Source organism: Gordonibacter sp. RACS_AR49, assembly GCF_030418435.1.
GTDB classification, from domain to species: Bacteria; Actinomycetota; Coriobacteriia; order Coriobacteriales; family Eggerthellaceae; genus Gordonibacter; species Gordonibacter urolithinfaciens.
This window is the reverse complement of record NZ_JAIUDM010000003.1, coordinates 338,583-356,708: the sequence shown is the minus strand read 5'-3', so window position 1 is coordinate 356,708 and position 18,126 is coordinate 338,583. Positions and strand designations below refer to the sequence as shown.

Here is an 18,126-nt window from a genome sequence, read left to right as displayed (position 1 = left end):
CATGTCGAGAAAACTCAAGGTCAAGATCGCCGTCCTCGTTTTGGTGGCAGCCGCGAGCATGGCGGTCATGGGCGTTCTGCTGTCCACGATGCAGACCGAGCTGTCGCTGGACGGCTACGCGAGCGAGATGCGGCAAGAATCCGACGCGCTGGAAGGCCTGTTGGCGTCAGCGGACGAAGGCGTGGAGCAGAATACCGTCACCTTCGACGAGATATACCAGTCCAAGGCGGCGAGCGTGGCTTTCATGGCGAATAACGACGCCGGCTTCGCAGCGACCGATGCGAAGATGGTCGAGTACCAGGACTTGCTGGGCGTCGACAACGTGCTCGTGGTGTCGCGCGACGGCGCTATCGTCGCGAAGGCGCAGGACACCCCCGCGAACTTCGCGTATGCGCGCTTCAACCAGTTGCGCACCGTGTTCGATGACGGCGAGCCCTCCGCGGCCGTGGAGGTGGAGCTGCCCGAGCAGAACTGGCTCAAGCGCTACTACGCTGCCCGCATCGACGATGGTTCCATGGTGGTGGTCGAGCAGGACCCGGCCGAGCTGCGCCAGCTCGTGGAGGACACGGGCTCAACGAAAAGCGTGCTCAAGGACATCGCCATCGGCCAGCATGGCTTCATGTTCGCCGTGTCGGCGCAGGATTACTTGGTTGAGTACCATCCGAACGACCTTCTTGTGGGCACCGACGCCATCGATGGCGGCATCGACGTAGCCGACCTCGAGGACGGCGCGTACGCGTGGATGGTTCTTGCCGGCGAGAATCTGTACGGCCATGTGAGCAAGATCGGCGACACCTACTATATCGCCGCCGTGCCCGAGAGCGACATGGCCGCTACCCGCAACGTCACGGTGGGCGTGATCCTCTTCATATTCTTCGCGGTCATGGCCGTGGTCATCATGTACGGCATCTTCGTCATGCGCGAGGACGAGCGCGAGGGGCGCAGTCCCGAGGACTACCGTGCTGTCGGGCCGCTGCGCTACAACAAGGTGATAGGGCGCAAGGCCGCCGTGCTGTCGTTCGTGGGCTTTCTGGCCATCCTGGGCGTATCGTTCTACATGCAGACGCTGTTCGCCCTGTCATCCCAATCCGTGGCAAACAACGAGCGCGCCGCCGAGGTGGTGGAGACCACCCAGCGTACCCAAGCGCGCATGGACGAACTCATCAGCCAGTATGACGAGCGCTATCTGGGCAAGGCGCGCGTGGCCGGCTACACCCTGGACCAGAACCCGGCGCTCGAGAACCGCGACGACCTGCAGAAGCTGGCGGACGTCCTCATGATCCAGTACGTGTTCACGTACGACGGGAACGGCGTGATGACCGCAACGAACTCCTCCTACGCGAACTTTACCCTGAGCGAGGACCCCGAGGACCAGTCCTCCGAGTTCCGCAAGCTGCTCCAGGGCGCGGACTCGGTGGTGCAGGAAGCGCAGCCCGACGAGATATCCGGGCAGCTGCGCCAGTACATCGGCGTGCCGCTGCACGACGCGGCCGGCACCGTGGACGGCGCCGTGCAGATCGGCATTCGCACGACGCGCCTGGAGAACCTGCTGGAGACCGTCACCGTGGACAGCGTGCTGGGCGGCGTGAAGGTGGGCTCCGAAGGGTTCGCATTCGCCGTGAGCAAGGATGACCATACGTTCGCGTACTTCCCTGACCAGCGACTTGTCGGCAAGGATGCGCTGGAGCACGGCATGACGGAGAAACAGCTGAAGGACGGCTACTGCGATTACCTCACCGTGGAGGGTACGACGTACTACGTCTCGTCGGCCGAGGCGGAGAACTACTTCCTGTACGTTGCCGGCACCGAGGGCGAGCTCATGGCCGAGCGCGTGCCGCTCACCGTGGCCACAGGCGGTGTGGCCCTCGTGTGCCTCGTGGTGATATTTCTGCTGCTGGCCTTCGAACCGAGGGGCAGCGTGACCGTGGCCAAGGCGCCGGTCGAGGCCGACGCGCGCATGATCGACGTGAAGATGCCGAGCGGGCGCACGGCCAAGACCGAATCGGCAGCCAGCCGCTGGATTGCCCGCTCGTTCAAGTGGAGCGAGAAGACGGCCGAGCAGAAGACGGCTACGGTGGTGCGCTGGCTCGTGGGCGTGTTCGTGATCGCCGTGTTCGCAGCTGTGGTGTTCCAGGAGAGCATCTTCGGCCAGGGCTCGATCTTCTCTTACATCCTGGGCGGTAATTGGGAGCGCGGCGTGAACGTGTTCGCCCTCACGGCGTGCATCATGTTCGTGTGCGTGGCGCTGACCGTGGTCACGCTCGTTCAGAAGCTGCTGAACCTGCTGGCTACTGTGCTGGGCGCGCGCGGCGAGACCGTGTGCCGCCTGCTGGGCAGCTTCATCAAGTACGCCACCATCATCGGCATGGTGTACTACTGCCTCATGCTGGTAGGCGTGGACACCACCACGCTTTTGGCCTCGGCCGGCATCCTGTCCATCGCCATCAGCTTCGGCGCGAAGGAGCTGGTGAGCGATATCCTCTCCGGCCTGTTCATCATCTTCGAGGGCGAGTTCCGCGTGGGCGACATCATCAAGGTGGGCGACTGGCGCGGCACCGTGGTGGAGATAGGCGTGCGCACCACCAAGGTGGAGGACGGCTCGCAGAACATCAAGGTGATCCGCAACAGCGACATCAGCAACGTGGTCAACATGACGAAGGAGACGTCCTACGCCTCGTGCGATGTGGGCATCGAGTACGGCGAGTCGCTTGAGCGCGTGGAGAACATCCTGTCCAAGGAGCTGCCGAACATCCGCAAGCGGCTGCCGGCCATCATCGACGGCCCGTTCTACAAGGGCGTGGTGGAGCTGGGCGACAACAGCGTGACCATCCGCATCGTGGTGCAGTGCGCCGAGAGCGACCGCCTGCAGCTGGAGCGCGACCTGAACCGCGAGATGAAGCTGATCTTCGACAAGCACGACATCAGCATCCCGTTCCCACAGGTGGTGATCAACCAGCCCACCGTGTTCAAGAAGGCCACCGAGTACGAGAAGCGCAGCGCCGACCAGTTCAACAAGCAGCAGAAGGCCGCCGCCAAGGAGCTGGGCAACGACGAGGACGACGAGACGCGGTAGCGCTCGCGTTTGCGAGGGAGCGGCGGGCCCTGGGGCATCACGCCCCGGGGCCCGCCATACGTCGGGAGGCGGATTGAACGCCGGGGTCCTGTCGGGTTCGGGCGAGATGGAATGCGCGCGGCGCTTCGGCTTCGCGCGGTGCGGGCCGTCCGGTTCGGCACGCCGCGTTCCGCCCGCCTCGGTTGCCGGCAGCCGAGAGGTTGACGAATGTAACGTGTTCGTCAATCTTGCGTGACGTTACGTGCCGAGAGGGCTATCATTGTTCGGTATTTATCGGGCGGAGAAAGGGCGCGGCAGCGGCTATGGGAAACGTTTTGCGGGTGCTCAAGCGCGATGTGCTGCGCTTGCTCAAAACGCCTCCGGCGCTCGTGGTGGTGCTGGCGCTGCTCGTGCTGCCGTCGGTGTACACCTGGTACAACGTCGTGGGCTTCTGGAACCCCTACGACAATACGGGCGCGCTGCGCGTGTGCGTGGTGAACGAGGACGAGGGCGGTTCGAGCGAGCTGACCGGCGAGCTGCGCGTGGGCGACATGATAGTGGACGAGCTGCACGGGAACACGCAGCTCGACTGGGTGTTCGTCGACCGCGACGACGCCATGGAGGAGCTTGACGCGGGGAAGAGCTATGCCGCGTTCGTGATACCCGCGGACTTCACCTCCCAGCTGCTCTCGCTCACCACCGGCGATTTCACGCAGCCCAAGCTGGAATATTTCGTGAACGAGAAGGCGGGCCCGGTGGCACCGAAGATCACCGACACCGGCGCCAGCACGCTCGACGAGACCATCAACTCCACGTTCGTTTCCACCGTGAGCGACGTGGCCGCCGATGCCATCGACCAGGCGCTGGGCGAGTCGCGCGAGAAGCTGGACGCGTCCCGCTCGCAGGCGGTGGAAAAGATCGCCCAGGCCGTGCAGACGGTAGGCGAGGCGCGCGATTCGCTTGCGGGCATCGAGTCGGCCACCGACGAGGCGCAGGCCAAGGTGGGCGGCGCGAAGGACGCGCTCTGCCGCGTGCGCGCCGACCTGGGGACGGCGTCCGACGCGCTGCAGACCGTGTCCGGCCTGACGACGCAGATGCAGGACGGGCTGGCGAGCTTCTCCGCCGCGGCCATGCCGGCGGTGGGCACGGGCCTGTCATCGGTGTCGCAGGCCTCGTCGAAGGCGAACCAGGCGGTGGGGGACATCGCGGGCACGATCGGCGAGGCGCAGGGAAGCGTGCGGGCGACGCTCGCGCAGGCCCAGGCCGTGGTGGACGAGGACAAGGCGCTGGCGGCGTATCTGAAGAGCGTCGCCGACGGGCTTCCCGAGGACAACCCGGGCAAGCAGCCGCTTGCCGAGGCTGCCGCGCAGCTGGAGCAGCAGGCTGCAGACGCCCAGGCCACGCTCGATGACCTCACCCGCATCAGCGCAGACACCGAAAACATCTCGCAGGCCACGGCCCAAGCGGGCAACGACCTGAACGCCGCCGTCCAGCAGGCCGTCGCGGGCGCCCAGGCCTATTCGGACAACCTGTTCGGCACCACGATCCCCGCCGTGAACGGGAGCCTGGCGCAGCTGGGCGCGGCGTCGTCGTCGCTGGCAACCGCCGTCTCGAACCAGCGTTTGCTGGTGGACCAGACCTCGCTCGTGTTGGACCAGCTGGCATCCACGCTCTGCACCGCGAAGGACGCGCTCGGGCAGACCGACGGCATCCTGGCCAGCCTGGAGGAGGGGTTGGACACCGTGCGCACGGACGTGCTGTCGCTGGGCGAGTCCGGCGTGCTGGCGAAGCTGGTGGGAGAGGACGGGCTCGACGCGTCGAAGATCGCCGACTTCATGGGATCGCCCACCGAGCTTAAGACAGAGGAGCTCTACCCGCTGAACGCCTACGGTTCGGCCATGGCGCCGCTGTTCATGAACCTGACGTTTTGGATCGGCGCGTTCATGCTGTTGGTGATCATGAAGCAGGAGGTGGACGGCGAGGGCATCCGCAATCTTACTGTCACGCAGCGCTATCTAGGGCGCTTTGCGCTGCTCGCCGTGATGGCCGTGCTGCAGGCGGTGATCTGCTGTGCGGGAGTGCTGGTCATCGGGGTGCAGGCTGTCAGTGCGCCGGCGCTGTTCTTCGCGGCGGCGGTGGCGTCGCTTTCGTACCTCAGCATCATCTATGCGCTCTCGGTGACACTGCAGCATATTGGCAAGGGCATCTGCATCGTGCTCGTGTTCGCGCAGATCCCCGGGGCTACAGGGCTGTACCCCATCGAGATGACCTCGGGTTTCTTCCAGGCCGTGTACCCGTTCTTCCCCTTCACGTACGGCATCTCCGCCATGCGCGAGGCTATCTGCGGCTTCTACGGCTCGCACTACGGCGACGCCATCGGCATGCTGGCGTTCTTCTTCGTGCTGTTCATGGCCTTCGGCATCCTGCTGCGGCCCCTGATGGCGAACGTCAACCGCATGGTGGCCGGCCAGGTGCGGCAGGGCGGCATCTTCAACGGCGAGGACGTGGAGATCCCCGCGCGCCCGTACCGTTTCTCGCAGCTGTTCCGCGCGCTGTCGGGCAGGGATGAGTACCGCGAGGAGCTGCGCGTACGCTACGAGCGCTTCACACGCTGGTACCCGCGGCTTATCCGCGGCTCCGTGGCCCTGGGCCTTGCGGTGCCGGTGGCGCTGGCGGTGGTGTTCGCGCTCACGCCCGCCGAGAAGGTGTGGCTGCTCACGGCGTGGCTCGCGTGGCTTGTGGCCGTGTTCGTATTCCTGGTGGTGGTCGAGAGCCTGCGCGACAGCTTCGAGCGCCAGATGAGGCTCGACGACATGACCGACGAAGGGCTGCTGGAGCTGGGCGCCTCGCGCAACGAGATGGAGCGCTCGGCCGCGGACGGCGACGACGGTGCGGAAGGGGGTGCCGTGCGATGAGCAACGTCTGGCACCTGTTCCGCGGCGACATGAGGCGCCTGTTCTCGAACGCCATGAACATCATCATCACCGTCGGGCTCGTGGTGATGCCGTCCATCTTCGCCTGGTACAACATCATCGCGTGCTGGAACGTTTTCGACAACACGGGCAACCTCACCGTGGCCGTGGCGAACGTGGACGACGGGTACGAGAGCGACCTCGTGCCCCTGCGCGTGAACATCGGCGAGCAGGTGGTGTCCGCCTTGCGCGCCAACGACGAGATCGACTGGACGTTCACCACCGAGGAGGATGCGGTGGACGGCGCGAGGTCGGGGCGGTACTACGCGGCCGTGGTCATCCCGCACGATTTCAGCCGCGACATGCTGACGTTCTACTCCGATGACGTACAGCACGCCAAGATCGTGTACTACGCGAACGAGAAGAAGAGCGCCATTGCCCCCAAGATTACCGACAGGGGTGCGGACTCGGTGTCATACCAGGTGAACGAGGTGTTTGCCGAGACGCTCTCCGAGGTGGCGTTGAGCATTGCCGAGTCGCTTTCCCATTACGCCGACGAGTCCGACGCGGGCGGCCGCATCGCCGATCTGTCAGCGCATGTGCGTTCCATGGGCGACCAGGTGGACCGTATGGCGTCGGTGCTGACGCTGTACTCGTCGCTGGCGGGGGCCGCCCAGTCGCTCGTGGGCGAGTCCGCCCAGCTGGTGGAGGCTGCGCAGCACCAGGCGGACGGCCTGGGGAGCACGGCGTCGCAGGGTGCGGCCTCGGCCGCGAGCCTGGTGGATGCGCTGCGGCAGGCGGCGGATGGATTGTCCCAGGCGCTCGAGGACGGCGGGCAGGGCTTCGCCGCCGTGTCGGCATCCGTGGATGTGCTGTTCGATGCCGCCGCCACCGGCTCGCAGGACAGCGTGGCCGCGCTGCGCGGGCAGGCCGATGCCATGGACGGGCAGGTTGTGGCATGCCGGAGCATCGTCGCGCAGCTGGAGGCGCTGCGCGACCAGGTGCCCGACGAGTACGTGCAGGCGCTCGAGAGCGTCATCGCGCGCATGAACGCCACTATCGGCCTTTTGGAGAACATGCGCGACACCATGAGGGGCGCCGCCGACAAGCTGGAGGCGGGCAGCGCCGACGTGCAGGCGGAGCGCGCGGAGATTAAGCGGTTGGCCGACGAGGCGCAGCAGGGTGCGGCTACGATGCGGGACGAGTTCGACGCCGAGCTGAAACCGGGACTCCAGAAGCTGGCCGACGAGGCGTCCTCGCTGGTCGCGAGCGTAGGATCAGGCTTGGACGGGCTGCGCGCCGCGGGATCCGGCCTGTCGGATTCGGCCGATTCTGCTGCGGCGGTGCTGGGCGGGGCGGCGGAGAAGATAGATGCGACCGTGGGCGAGCTGCACGGCGCCTCCGCTACGCTGCGCGAGCTGGCCGACGGCATCGACCAGGCGCTCGTTGCCGGGGATGCCGACCTGCTGCGCGAGGTGCTGGGCTCCGACACGCAGGTGCTGTCGAAGGCGCTTGCGGCGCCTGTGGGCATCGACCGCGTGGCCGTGTTCCCCGTGGACAACTTCGGTTCGGCTATGGCGCCTTTATATACTACGCTCGCACTGTTCATCGGGTCGTTGCTGATACTGGTGGTAGTGAAGCCTACCGTTCCCGGCCGGGTGCGCGCGCAGCTGGCCGATCCGCAGCCGCGCCAGCTGTTCTTCGGGCGCTTCGGCGTGATGGCCTTCCTGTCGCTGTCGCAGACCACGGTCATGGGCCTGGGGAACCTGCTGTTCTTGCAGGTGCAGGTGACGCACCCGCTGCTGTTCATGCTGTGCTTCTGGCTCGCCGGGCTCGTGTTCACGTTCCTGATATACGCGCTCGTGGCGGCGTTCGCGAACCTGGGCAAGGCCGTGGCGGTGCTGCTGCTCATCATACAGGTGACAGGGTGCGGCGGGTCGTTTCCGCTGCAGCTGCTGCCGCCGTTCATCCAGGGGCTGAGTCCCTGGCTGCCGGCCACCCACGTGGTGAACGCCATGCGTGCGGCCATGTTCGGCACCTACGGGGGCGACTTCTGGTGGGAGATGGGCCTGCTCGCGCTGTTCCTGGTACCGGCGGCCGTCATAGGCCTCGTGCTGCGCAAGCCGCTGGCGAAGTTCATGAGCTGGTACGTGGAACAGGTGGAGTCCTCGAAGCTGGTGGGGTAGGGCGCGCTGGCCGCGCGGCCGGGGTTGCACGGATGTGCGATAATCTTCTTGAAACACGAGAAGGAGAATCCTATGGCACGATCCGCTGCTCCGTCGACGACGCGACGCACGCTGCACTACTTCTGGCTGGTCACCCGAAAGCACCTCGGGCTGTTCGCCACGCTCATGACTGCGACGCTTCTGTTCGTGGCGTTGCTGTCGTACGGCAACCCCTACGTCATGAGCCTCGTGGTGGACCGCGTGAGCGCGGGCTCGGTGGCGCCCGACGAGGTGTTCGCGGTGTTCGGCCCCTACATCGTCGCGCTCATCCTCATCAACGTGGCCGGCCAGGCGGCCAGCAAGGTGCAGGACTACGCCATGTACCGGCTGCAGATCGCCGCCTCCTACGACCTGGCCACCATGTCGTTCGACGCGCTGTCCAACCAGTCGATGTCGTTCCACTCCAACCGCTTCGGCGGCACGCTGGTGAGCCAGACGACCAAGTTCATGAGCGCCTACCAGCTGCTGCTGGAAACCATCACCTTCCCGTTTCTGCCGGTCATCTGCTCGGTGGTGTTCACGTGCGCCATCCTCGCGCCGCGCGTGCCGGTGTACGTGGCCATCCTCATGGCGCTGCTCGCGGTGTACGCGGGCGTGTCCTACTACATGTACAAGCGCATCCTGCACCTCAACGAGCAGGCGGCCAGCGCGCAGAACCAGCTGTCGGGCGAGCTGTCCGACTCGGTTGCCAACATCCTGGCGGTGAAGACCTACGGGCGCGAGGACTACGAGCGCGGGCTGTTCGACCAGGCGAACCGCGAGGTGGTGGCGCGCGACTCGAAGCGCATGTGGGCGTCGCTCACGCGCGGCATCGTGACGGCGTGCATCACCATCGCCATCATGAGCGTGGTGGCCGTGTTCATCGCGGGCGGGAACGCGTGGTACGGCATCACGCCGGGCACGCTCGTGGTGATGTTCACGTACACCTACACGGTGACGAACCAGTTCAACTTCATCAACAACGGCCTGCAGCGCTTCAACCGCGCGTTCGGCGACGCGAGCGGCATGACCGTGATCCTCGACGAGCCGCGACTGGTGGCCGACAAGCCGGGCGCGCCCGAGCTCGAGGTGCGCGAGGGCGCCATCGACTTCGAGGACATCGGCTTCTGGTACACCGACGGCGAGGCGCGCACGCGGGTGTTTGACGACCTCGACCTGCACATCCCCGCCGGCCAGCGCGTGGGCCTCGTGGGATCGAGCGGGGCGGGGAAGACCACGCTCACGAAGCTTTTGCTGCGTTTGTCCGACATCCAGGAGGGGCGCATCCTCGTGGACGGGCAGGACATCTCCGAGGCCACCCAGCAATCGCTGCGCCGCCAGATCGCCTACGTGCCGCAGGAGGCGCTCCTGTTCCACCGGAGCATTGCGGAGAACATCGCCTATGGGCGGCCCGACGCCACGATTGAGCAGATCAGGGAGGCGGCGCGGCAGGCGAACGCCTTGGAGTTCATCGAGCGGCTGCCACAGGGCTTCGACACCGTCACGGGCGAGCGCGGCGTGAAGCTGTCGGGCGGCCAGCGCCAGCGCATCGCCATCGCGCGAGCGCTTCTGGCCGACTGCCCGGTGCTCGTGCTGGACGAGGCCACGAGCGCGCTCGACTCGGAGAGCGAGCAGCTGGTGCAGGACGCGCTGGCCACGCTCATGCGCGGGCGCACGGCCATCGTGGTGGCGCACCGCCTGTCGACGGTGGCCAGCCTCGACCGCATCGTGGTGCTCGACGGCGGCCGCGTGGTGGAGGACGGCCCGCACGCCGAGCTCATCGAGGCCGGCGGGGCCTACGCGAACCTGTGGAGCAGGCAGACGGGGGCGTATCTGGAGTGAATGCCCCAATAGGGGGCGGTCCCATTCGGGACATTTTCGTTCAGCCGCGCTTCGATCCTTGGCGGGAGATGCCGCCCTTGTGGCCGGAGGCTTTGTTGGACCCCAGGCCCTTAGTTGCGCGCAGTTGTTGGCCGCGTGGCTGGCCTGCGACTTTTCCCTTGCCGCCGTTCGCCCATGCGTCCCTGCCGGGGTTCTTCGCCATTGATCGCCTTTCCCTCGTCGACGCCGGATAGTGTACCATGGGGCGCATCGACGCCTGATGGAAGGGGAGCGCCATGCGCGTGCTCGTGCTTGGAGGAACGCAGTTCGTGGGACGGGCCGTGGCCGAGGGGCTGATCGCGCGCGGCTGGGACGTGTCCATCCTCACGCGCGGCCGCCTGCCGGTGGGCTACAGCGGCCTCACCAGGCACTACCGAGCCGACCGGCGCGATCCGGCCAGCCTGCGCGAGCTTGCAGACGAGCGTTTCGACGCGGTGGTGGACGTGTCCGCTTACACTGCCGCCGATGCGGCTCCCGTGCTCGACTCGCTTCGGCTCGATGGGGTGCGCTACGTGCTCGTGAGCTCGGGGGCGGTGTACGCGCCCTCCGACGCGGCACGCGCCGAGGACGCGCCGACGGGTGAGAACGAGGTTTGGGGCGCCTACGGGCTGGGGAAGCTCGAGGCCGAGCGGCTGCTCGTAGCCGAGCGTCCGCAACGCGGCTACTCCCTCACGATCCTGCGACCCGCCTACCTGTACGGGCCTGGCAACAACCTCTACCGCGAGGCCTATCTGTTCGACCGCCTCGAACGTGGCCATCCTGTTCCCGTGCCCGCCGGCGGCGCGCTCATGCGGTTCCTCCACATCGATGACTTCGTGCGCCTCGTCGTGAGCGTCCTCGAGGCCGAGCCGTGGGAGGCCGAGGCCTTCAACTGCGCGCATCCCGAGCCGGTGGGATGGGGCGACCTCGTCCGAGCCGCCGCGGCGGCGACCGACGTCGAGCCGCGCATCGTGCCGGTCGACTATCGCGGCGCCATGGAGGCGCGCGAGTTCTTCCCCTTCCGGGATCAGGCTTACCTGCTGGACGCGGGCAAGGCCGCCAGGTTCGGCCTGGCGAAGCCGAGCGTGGCGCTCGCCGAGGGCATGCGGAGCGCTTACGCATGGTATTGCCGCGAGCGCCCGCGGCTCGCCGATCCCAAGATGACGCGTGTTGGGGAGGCGCTGCGACGCGGGTGAGGCCAAGGTGCGCGAATGGCGTTTCCGCTCACGTGTGCGAAACCGTTCGGCAAAGCGCGGCAAACGCGCTCTGGCGGGCCGCTTTCCTAGTGGCGGGCGGGGGTACCCTGATGCCTGATCGTTCCTCTTGAAGACGAAAGGGCTCGGCATGACCTCTCTCTGGGAAGCGAGCGCCGTGCGGCCGCAGGGCTACGCGAAGGCGCTCGAAGGCGACCGTTCCGCCGACGTGCTGGTGATAGGCGGCGGCATGGCGGGCGTGCTCTGCGCGTATTTGCTGTCGGAGGCGGGATGCCGCTGTGCGCTGGTGGAGGGCGGCCAGGTGGGCGCCGGCGTGACGGCGAACACGACTGCGAAGGTAACAGCCCAGCACGATCTCGTGTACGACCGGCTGATCAAGAAGAGGGGCGCCGATGCCGCGCGCCTCTACTTCGAAGCGAACCAGGCGGCGGTGGCGGGGCTGCGCCAGCTGGCCGATGATGCTCCCTGCGACTTCGAGGAGAAGACGGCTTACGTGTACGCCACGGGCTCCACGGCGGGCATCGAGCGCGAGCTTGCCGCCTACGAGCAGCTGGGCATCCCGCACCACGTGCTGCCCAGCGCGCCGGTGCCGGTTGCGAACCGGGGTGCGCTGGGCATGGAGCGCCAGGCGCAGTTCAACCCGCTGAAGCTGTTGTTCGGGCTGCTCGGGCTCATGCCGTCCGTCGACGTGTACGAGCACGCGTTCGTGACGGACGTGAGCGGGAACATGGCGCGCACGGACCGCGGCTCCATAACCGCCGACCATATCGTGTTTGCGACGCACTATCCGCTGGTCAACGTGCCGGGATTGTATTTCATGAAGGAGCATCAGGAGCGCTCCTACGCGGTGGCGCTGGAAGGCGCCCCGCTTGTTGACGGCATGTTCATAGGCAACGCGGGCGGTTTCTCGTTCCGCACGTACGGCGAGTACCTGCTGGTGGGAGGAGGCGGGCACCGCACGGGGCAGGGGCCGAAGCCCACGGAGGGCTATGCCAAGATACGGGCGTTCGCCGCCGAGGCGTACCCGGGCGCGCAGGAGCGCTACGCGTGGGCGACGCAGGATTGCATGAGCCTGGACCACGTGCCCTATATCGGCGTGCATCGGCGCAGCCGACCGAGCCAGTACGTGGCCACGGGGTTCAGCAAATGGGGCATGACGGGCGCGCTCGTGGCCGCGCGCGCCATCGCCGACCTCGTGCTGCGCGGTCGGAGCCCGGTGGAGGCCCTGTTCTCGTCGCAGCGATCCATGCTCACGCCCAGCCTGTTCTCGAACGCGGGCGTGTCGGCGGCGAACCTGGTGAAGCCGGGGCGGCGCTGCTCGCATTTGGGCTGCTGCTTGGAGCGCAACGACGTGGAGGGCTCGTGGGACTGTCCTTGCCACGGCTCGCGCTTCGCTGCCGACGGGTCGGTGCTGGAAGGGCCGGCCAAGCGCCCGATCGCACCTGAACAGCGGTAAGTAAGCCGGGCGGGGTGTGACGGAGGGACGGGGATAATGTCACGCCCCGTCGCACGTTGCGGGTGTCGCGAACGCCGATGACCTCGCCGTGCGAAAGCGCTATAATAATACGTACAAACGTTTCGGTAAGGGCGGCGCGAGGAGGCGACGGTGGCGAAGGAGCGCACGTACGTGTGCATCGACTTGAAGAGCTTCTACGCCAGCGTCGAGTGCGTCGATCGCGGGCTCGACCCGCTGAAGGCGAACCTCGTCGTGGCCGATCCCGACCGCACGGAGAAGACCATCTGCCTGGCCATCACGCCGTCGATGAAGGCGCTCGGCCTGTCGAGCCGCTGCCGCGTGTTCGAGATTCCCGAGGGCGTGGACTACGTCATGGCACGTCCGCGCATGCAGCGCTACATGGAGGCGTCGGCCGATATCTACTCGATCTACCTGCGCTACGTGTCGCCCGAGGACGTTCACGCGTACTCCATCGACGAGTGCTTCATCGACGCGACGCCGTACCTCGCGCTGTACCGGATGGAGCCTAAGGAGTTCGCCGTCATGCTCATGGACGCGGTGCTGGCCGACACGGGCGTCTGCGCCACCGCGGGCATCGGTCCGAACCTGTTCCTCGCCAAGGTGGCGCTCGACATCACGGCGAAGCACGCCGAGGACCATATCGGCTACCTCGATCAGGCCGAGTTCGAGCGTTCGATCCAAACCCACCGGCCCATCACCGATATCTGGAACATCGGCCCCGGCATTGCGAAGAGGCTGGCGAAGTACGCCGTGTACGATCTGCGCGGCGTGTGCGAGATGAGCGAGGCCACGCTCTACCGCGAATTCGGGGTGAACGCCGAGTACCTGATCGACCATGCCCACGGCGTTGAACCGTGCACCATCGCCGACATCCACGCCTACGAGCCGAGTGGCCATTCCCTGGGGAACGGCCAGGTGCTGCCCTGCGACTACTCGTTCGAGGAAGCGCGCGACGTGCTCAAGGAGATGGTGGACCAGCTCGTGCTCGACCTCGTGGAGAAGCATCTCGTAGCCGGATCGATATCGCTGTACGTGGGGTACGCGAAAGGTCCAGGCGAGCCTGCGGGCGAAGCGGACGGCGCGTTCTTCGACGGCGGCCACGGCAGGCGCTCCGCAAGCGGCCGCCGCGGTTTCCCTCACACCGGCTCCACGCGCAGGCAGGCGGATCGCACGAACCTCTACTCGAAGCTCATGCCGCGCTTCCTCGACCTGTTCGACGAGACTACGCGCAAAGACGCGCCCATCCGCCGCATCAACGTGGGCGTCGGCGGGGTGCTCCCCGAGGAATTCGCCACGATGGATCTGTTCTCGGATGCGGAGGCGGAGGCCGAGGAGCTCCGGCTGCAGCAGGCCGTGCTGGCCGTGAAGGGGCGCTTCGGGAAGAACGCGCTTCTGCGCGGGACCAGCTTGAAGGAGAAGGCCACGGCGCGCGAGCGCAACGAGCAGATCGGGGGCCACCATGCCTGAGCGCCGACCGCGCGCCGACCGCGCCCAGCAGTTCATGCCCTTCGCCGCGCTCAAAGGCTACTACGACCTCATCCGCGAACGCGAGCGCGTGGCGGAGCCGAAGCGCGAGCTGACCGACGAGCAGGCGCTCGAGCTGTCGCAGCGCCTCGCCCGGATGGAGCGCCGCACGATGGCGAGCGTCGTCCACTACGACGGCGAGGCGTACGTCACGACGCGCGGCCTGGTGAGCGACATCGATCTCGCGGCACGCACCGTCACCATCGTCCGCACCCGCATTCCCTTCGATGATATCTGGAAGATCGACGACGGGGAGCGAGGTCTCTCTGCGGAGCTTGGAGGGGAGGGGCGTTAGCTTCTCGCCTGCTCCAGTTGCAGCATGCGCTGGCCGACGGAGTCTTCCAGCCGATGGGCGACGAGGTCGACCATCGCCGAGCCGTCGCGACCCTCGATGTCGCGCGTGAACGACTCGATGGCCCGGTAGCGGGAGCTCCGTTTCTCCTTGCTGATTCTATCACGGTTGCCACGGGTGTTGTGTCGGTCGAGATGCTGCCAGGTTGCGATACTTTCCGCCCGCGGGGCTTCATGTGCTCGACGAGCTGCACGGTCGGCTCGAGTAGATCCCGCCGCGAAGAGGTCGTCTCTTCGCTGCAATTTCAGCGATCAAGGAGCCAGTCGATGAGGTTGGCGATATGGATGCCATCTTCGGTTGTGCCGGTGCGGAAGCGGTCAAGCGTGAGAACCATCTTCGGGAACGAGTCTTGGATAGCTCGAAGCGGTGCAAGCTCGCGATCGTAAACGGAGTTGTCGAGCATGGTTTCCGACACTTGGAAATAGATCCGCTTGTCATGCCTGCTTGCAACGAAGTCCACTTCCGCTTTCTCGGCGGCCCCCACCCGTACATCGTATCCGCGCCTTAGAAGTTCGACAAGCGTTACGTCTTCTAACTGAAATCCCAGGTCGCGGGGTGAGAACCTCGTTGACAGGTTGCGGAGTCCTGTGTCGACGGGGTAGAACTTCCTTAATGGACTGAGAACCTGCTTACCTGCTATTCCCGATTGCTCGACGCCATGAAGGATGAAAGATTTCTCAAGTGCGGAGATGAAGTTATCGATCGTTTCCGCGGATGTTTTTCGGCCCGAACTGACGAGCGCTCCTACTACTTTGCGCGTGGAGAACAGGTTGCCCGAAGTGGAGAATAGATAGGTGACGAGTTGTTCGAGCAGCGCGATATCGCGGATTCCCAGACGGAGTGCGACATCGTTCAAAAGAACGGTATCGAAGATGGAAGAGTGTAAGATATACCTTATACTTTACCAAGAATGAAGCCAATCGCAAGGTATACCTTGCGATTGGCTTTACCGTGTGTCGCTACAGGTACCTTCCCGTGACGCTGTCCGGGTTGGCGGCCACCTCCTCGGGCGTGCCGGCGGCGACAATGCGGCCGCCGGACGCGCCGCCTCCGGGGCCGAGGTCGATCACGTAGTCGGCGTTTGCGATGACGTCCAGGTCATGCTCGATCACCACCACGGTGGCGCCTTGCGCCACCAGGCGTTCGAACACCTCCAGCAGCGTGCGCACGTCGAGCGGGTGCAGGCCGATGGTGGGCTCGTCGAACACGAACACGGCATCGTCCTGCGTGCGCTTCATCTCGCTGGCCAGCTTCAGGCGCTGCGCCTCGCCGCCGGAAAGCGCCGGCGTGGCCTCGCCGAGGGTGAGGTACCCCAGTCCCAGGTCGCAGAGGGTTCGCAGCTTCGCGGCCACCTTCCTGAGGTCGGAGGTGGCGGCCAGCGCCTCGCTCGCGCTCATGGCCATGAGGTCGGGCAGCGACACGAGGTCCACCGGGTCGTCGGCGTGCGGGCGGCGGATGCGATCGGCCTCGGGGGCGTAGCGCGAGCCGCGGCAGGCGGGGCAGGTGATGTCCACGTCGGGCAGGAACTGCACGTCCAGGCTGATGGAGCCCGTGCCGTCGCATACGGGGCAGCGCAGCTTTCCCGTGTTGTACGAGAAGTCGCCCGCCTTGAGCCCCGCCGCCTTCGCGTCCGGCGTGCGAGCGAAGGCGCGGCGCAGCTCGTCGTGCACGCCCGCGTAGGTGGCCACGGTCGAACGCACGTTGATGCCGATGGGGGAGGCGTCGATGAGGTTCGCCCGCTCGATGCCTGCAGCCTCGAGGGCGCGCACGTGGGCGGGCGGCCTCTCGCCGGCGGCCCACGCCTTCAGCGCGGGCACGAGGCTCTCCAGCACGAGCGTGGTCTTGCCCGAGCCCGACACGCCGGTGACGGCGGTGAGCCGGCCGCGGGGAACGTCCACGGCAAGCGGCTTGACCGTGTGGAGCGCGTCCGTCTCCAGATGGATGCGGCCGTGGGCGAACACGTCGTCCGCATCTGCCCGGTCGCGCACGCAGACGGTGCGCGCGCCCGACAGGAACGGCCCGATGAGCGAGGCGGGGTCGGCCTCGATCTCGGCCACGGAGCCCTGCGCGATCACGCGCCCGCCCGCGGCGCCCGCTCCAGGGCCTATCTCCACGATATGGTCGGCCGCGCGCAGGATGCGCGCGTCGTGGTCCACCATGGCCACCGAGTTGCCGTCGGCCAGAAGGTCGCGCATGACCTCCACCAGGCCGTCGACGTTCAGGGGGTGCAGGCCGATGGACGGCTCGTCCAGCACGTAGAGCACGCCGGTGGTGCGGTTGCGCACGGCGCGGGCCAGCTGCACGCGCTGCCGCTCGCCGGTGGAGAGCGTCGAGCCCGCGCGGTCGAGCGAGAGGTACCCCAGCCCCAGGTCCACGAGGCGGCGCGCCGTGTGCTGGAACGACTCGCAGATGTTTCGCGCCATCGGGCGCATCTCGGGGGCGAGCCCGCCCGGCACGGCGTCCACCCAACCGGCGAGGCCGCCGAGCGTCTTCTCGGTGGCATCGGCCAGGTTGATGCCCGCCACCTGCGGTTTCAGCGCGTCCGCAGACAGGCGCGTGCCGTGGCACACGGGGCAGGTGCCCTGCTTGAGGAACCGCGCCACGCGCGCCAGGCCCTTCTCGTCCTTCACTTTTGCCAGCGCGTTCTCCACGGTGTAGACGGCGTTGTAGTAGGTGAAGTCAAGTTCGGCGAAGGTGTCGGACTTCTTCGCCTTGTACAGGATGTGCCTCTTCTCGGCGGGGCCGTGGAACACGATGTTGCGCTCCTTGGGCGTGAGCTGGTTGAACGGCACGTCGGTGCGCACGCCCATCTCGCGCGCAACCTGCTTCATGAGGTCCCACATGAGCGTGCCCCAGGGCGCCACCGCGCCCTCGTCGATGGAGAGCGACTCGTCGGGCACAAGGGCGTTTTCGTCCACGGTGCGCACGATGCCGGTGCCGTCGCATTCGGGGCAGGCGCCGTCGCCGTTGAAGGCCAGCTCCTCGGCGCTCGGGCCGAAGAACTCCACGCCGCAGACGGGGCACGTGATGGGGCGCTCGGCGGCCACGTTGAGTGTGGGCGGCACGCGGTGGCCGTTGGGGCACACATGGCTGCCCACGCGCGAGAACAGGAGTCGGAGGCTGTTCAAGAGCTCGGTGGAGGTGCCGAACGTGCTGCGCACGCCGGGGACGCTCGGACGCTGGTGCAGCGCGAGGGCGGCGGGCACGTAGAGCACCTCGTCCACGTCGGCGCGCCCTGCCTGCGTGAGGCGGCGGCGCGTGTAGGTGGAGAGCGCCTCGAGGTAGCGCCGCGAGCCCTCCGCGTACAGCACCCCGAGCGCGAGCGACGACTTGCCCGAGCCCGACACGCCCGCGATGGCCACGAGCTGGTTCAGCGGGATGTCCACGTCGAGGTTCTTCAGGTTGTGCACGCGGGCGCCGCGCACCTGGATGTGGTCGGGCGCATACGGAGCGGGCGGTTGGATGTTTCGAGAAGTATCCATTCCGCTATTGTAGCGCTCGGCCCGTTTCGTCGCGAGATGCCTGCTCTTC

The 18,126-nt window shown here is 66.7% G+C and carries 10 protein-coding genes; 8 read left to right on the top strand and 2 right to left on the bottom strand.

Annotated elements, in window-relative coordinates; genetic code table 11:
- The first annotated feature begins 1 nt into the window (after window position 1).
- From LB310_RS09085 to LB310_RS09050, 8 genes are all read left to right on the top strand, one after another.
- The gene (locus LB310_RS09085; protein ID WP_087191666.1) at window positions 2-3,073 is read left to right on the top strand and encodes a mechanosensitive ion channel domain-containing protein; all 3,072 of its coding nucleotides are present in this window, start codon (window positions 2-4) and stop codon (window positions 3,071-3,073) included.
- A gap of 302 nt (window positions 3,074-3,375) precedes the next feature.
- The gene (locus tag LB310_RS09080) at window positions 3,376-5,967 is read left to right on the top strand and encodes a YhgE/Pip domain-containing protein (protein ID WP_087191667.1); all 2,592 of its coding nucleotides are present in this window, start codon (window positions 3,376-3,378) and stop codon (window positions 5,965-5,967) included.
- Window positions 5,964-8,150 (top strand): YhgE/Pip domain-containing protein, encoded by a 2,187-nt coding sequence (locus LB310_RS09075; protein WP_087191668.1) that lies wholly within the window; start codon window positions 5,964-5,966, stop codon window positions 8,148-8,150. Before LB310_RS09080 ends, LB310_RS09075 begins: the two co-directional genes overlap by 4 nt.
- 72 nt (window positions 8,151-8,222) lie before the next feature.
- Window positions 8,223-10,010 (top strand): ABC transporter ATP-binding protein, encoded by a 1,788-nt coding sequence (locus LB310_RS09070; RefSeq protein ID WP_087191669.1) that lies wholly within the window; start codon window positions 8,223-8,225, stop codon window positions 10,008-10,010.
- 275 nt (window positions 10,011-10,285) lie between these two features.
- Entirely contained in the window at window positions 10,286-11,224 is a 939-nt protein-coding gene (locus LB310_RS09065; RefSeq protein WP_087191670.1) for an NAD-dependent epimerase/dehydratase family protein, read from the top strand.
- Window positions 11,225-11,372: 148 nt separating this feature from the next.
- On the top strand, window positions 11,373-12,698 hold the full coding sequence (locus LB310_RS09060) for an FAD-dependent oxidoreductase (RefSeq protein ID WP_087191671.1): 1,326 nt from the start codon (window positions 11,373-11,375) through the stop codon (window positions 12,696-12,698).
- A 150-nt stretch (window positions 12,699-12,848) separates the two neighbouring features.
- Window positions 12,849-14,186, top strand: a complete 1,338-nt coding sequence (locus LB310_RS09055) for a DNA repair protein (RefSeq protein WP_162457374.1) — start codon at window positions 12,849-12,851, stop codon at window positions 14,184-14,186.
- The gene (locus LB310_RS09050) at window positions 14,179-14,538 is read left to right on the top strand and encodes a hypothetical protein (protein WP_157005908.1); all 360 of its coding nucleotides are present in this window, start codon (window positions 14,179-14,181) and stop codon (window positions 14,536-14,538) included. The genes LB310_RS09055 and LB310_RS09050 overlap by 8 nt, the downstream gene beginning before the upstream one ends.
- A 301-nt stretch (window positions 14,539-14,839) precedes the next feature.
- Here the strand turns inward: LB310_RS09050 and LB310_RS09045 are convergent, their stop codons facing one another.
- Window positions 14,840-15,451 (bottom strand): ATP-binding protein, encoded by a 612-nt coding sequence (locus LB310_RS09045; RefSeq protein WP_278806097.1) that lies wholly within the window; start codon window positions 15,449-15,451, stop codon window positions 14,840-14,842.
- 103 nt (window positions 15,452-15,554) lie between these two features.
- Window positions 15,555-18,077 (bottom strand): excinuclease ABC subunit UvrA, encoded by a 2,523-nt coding sequence (locus LB310_RS09040; RefSeq protein WP_278806098.1) that lies wholly within the window; start codon window positions 18,075-18,077, stop codon window positions 15,555-15,557.
- Between the last annotated feature and the right edge of the window lie 49 nt (window positions 18,078-18,126).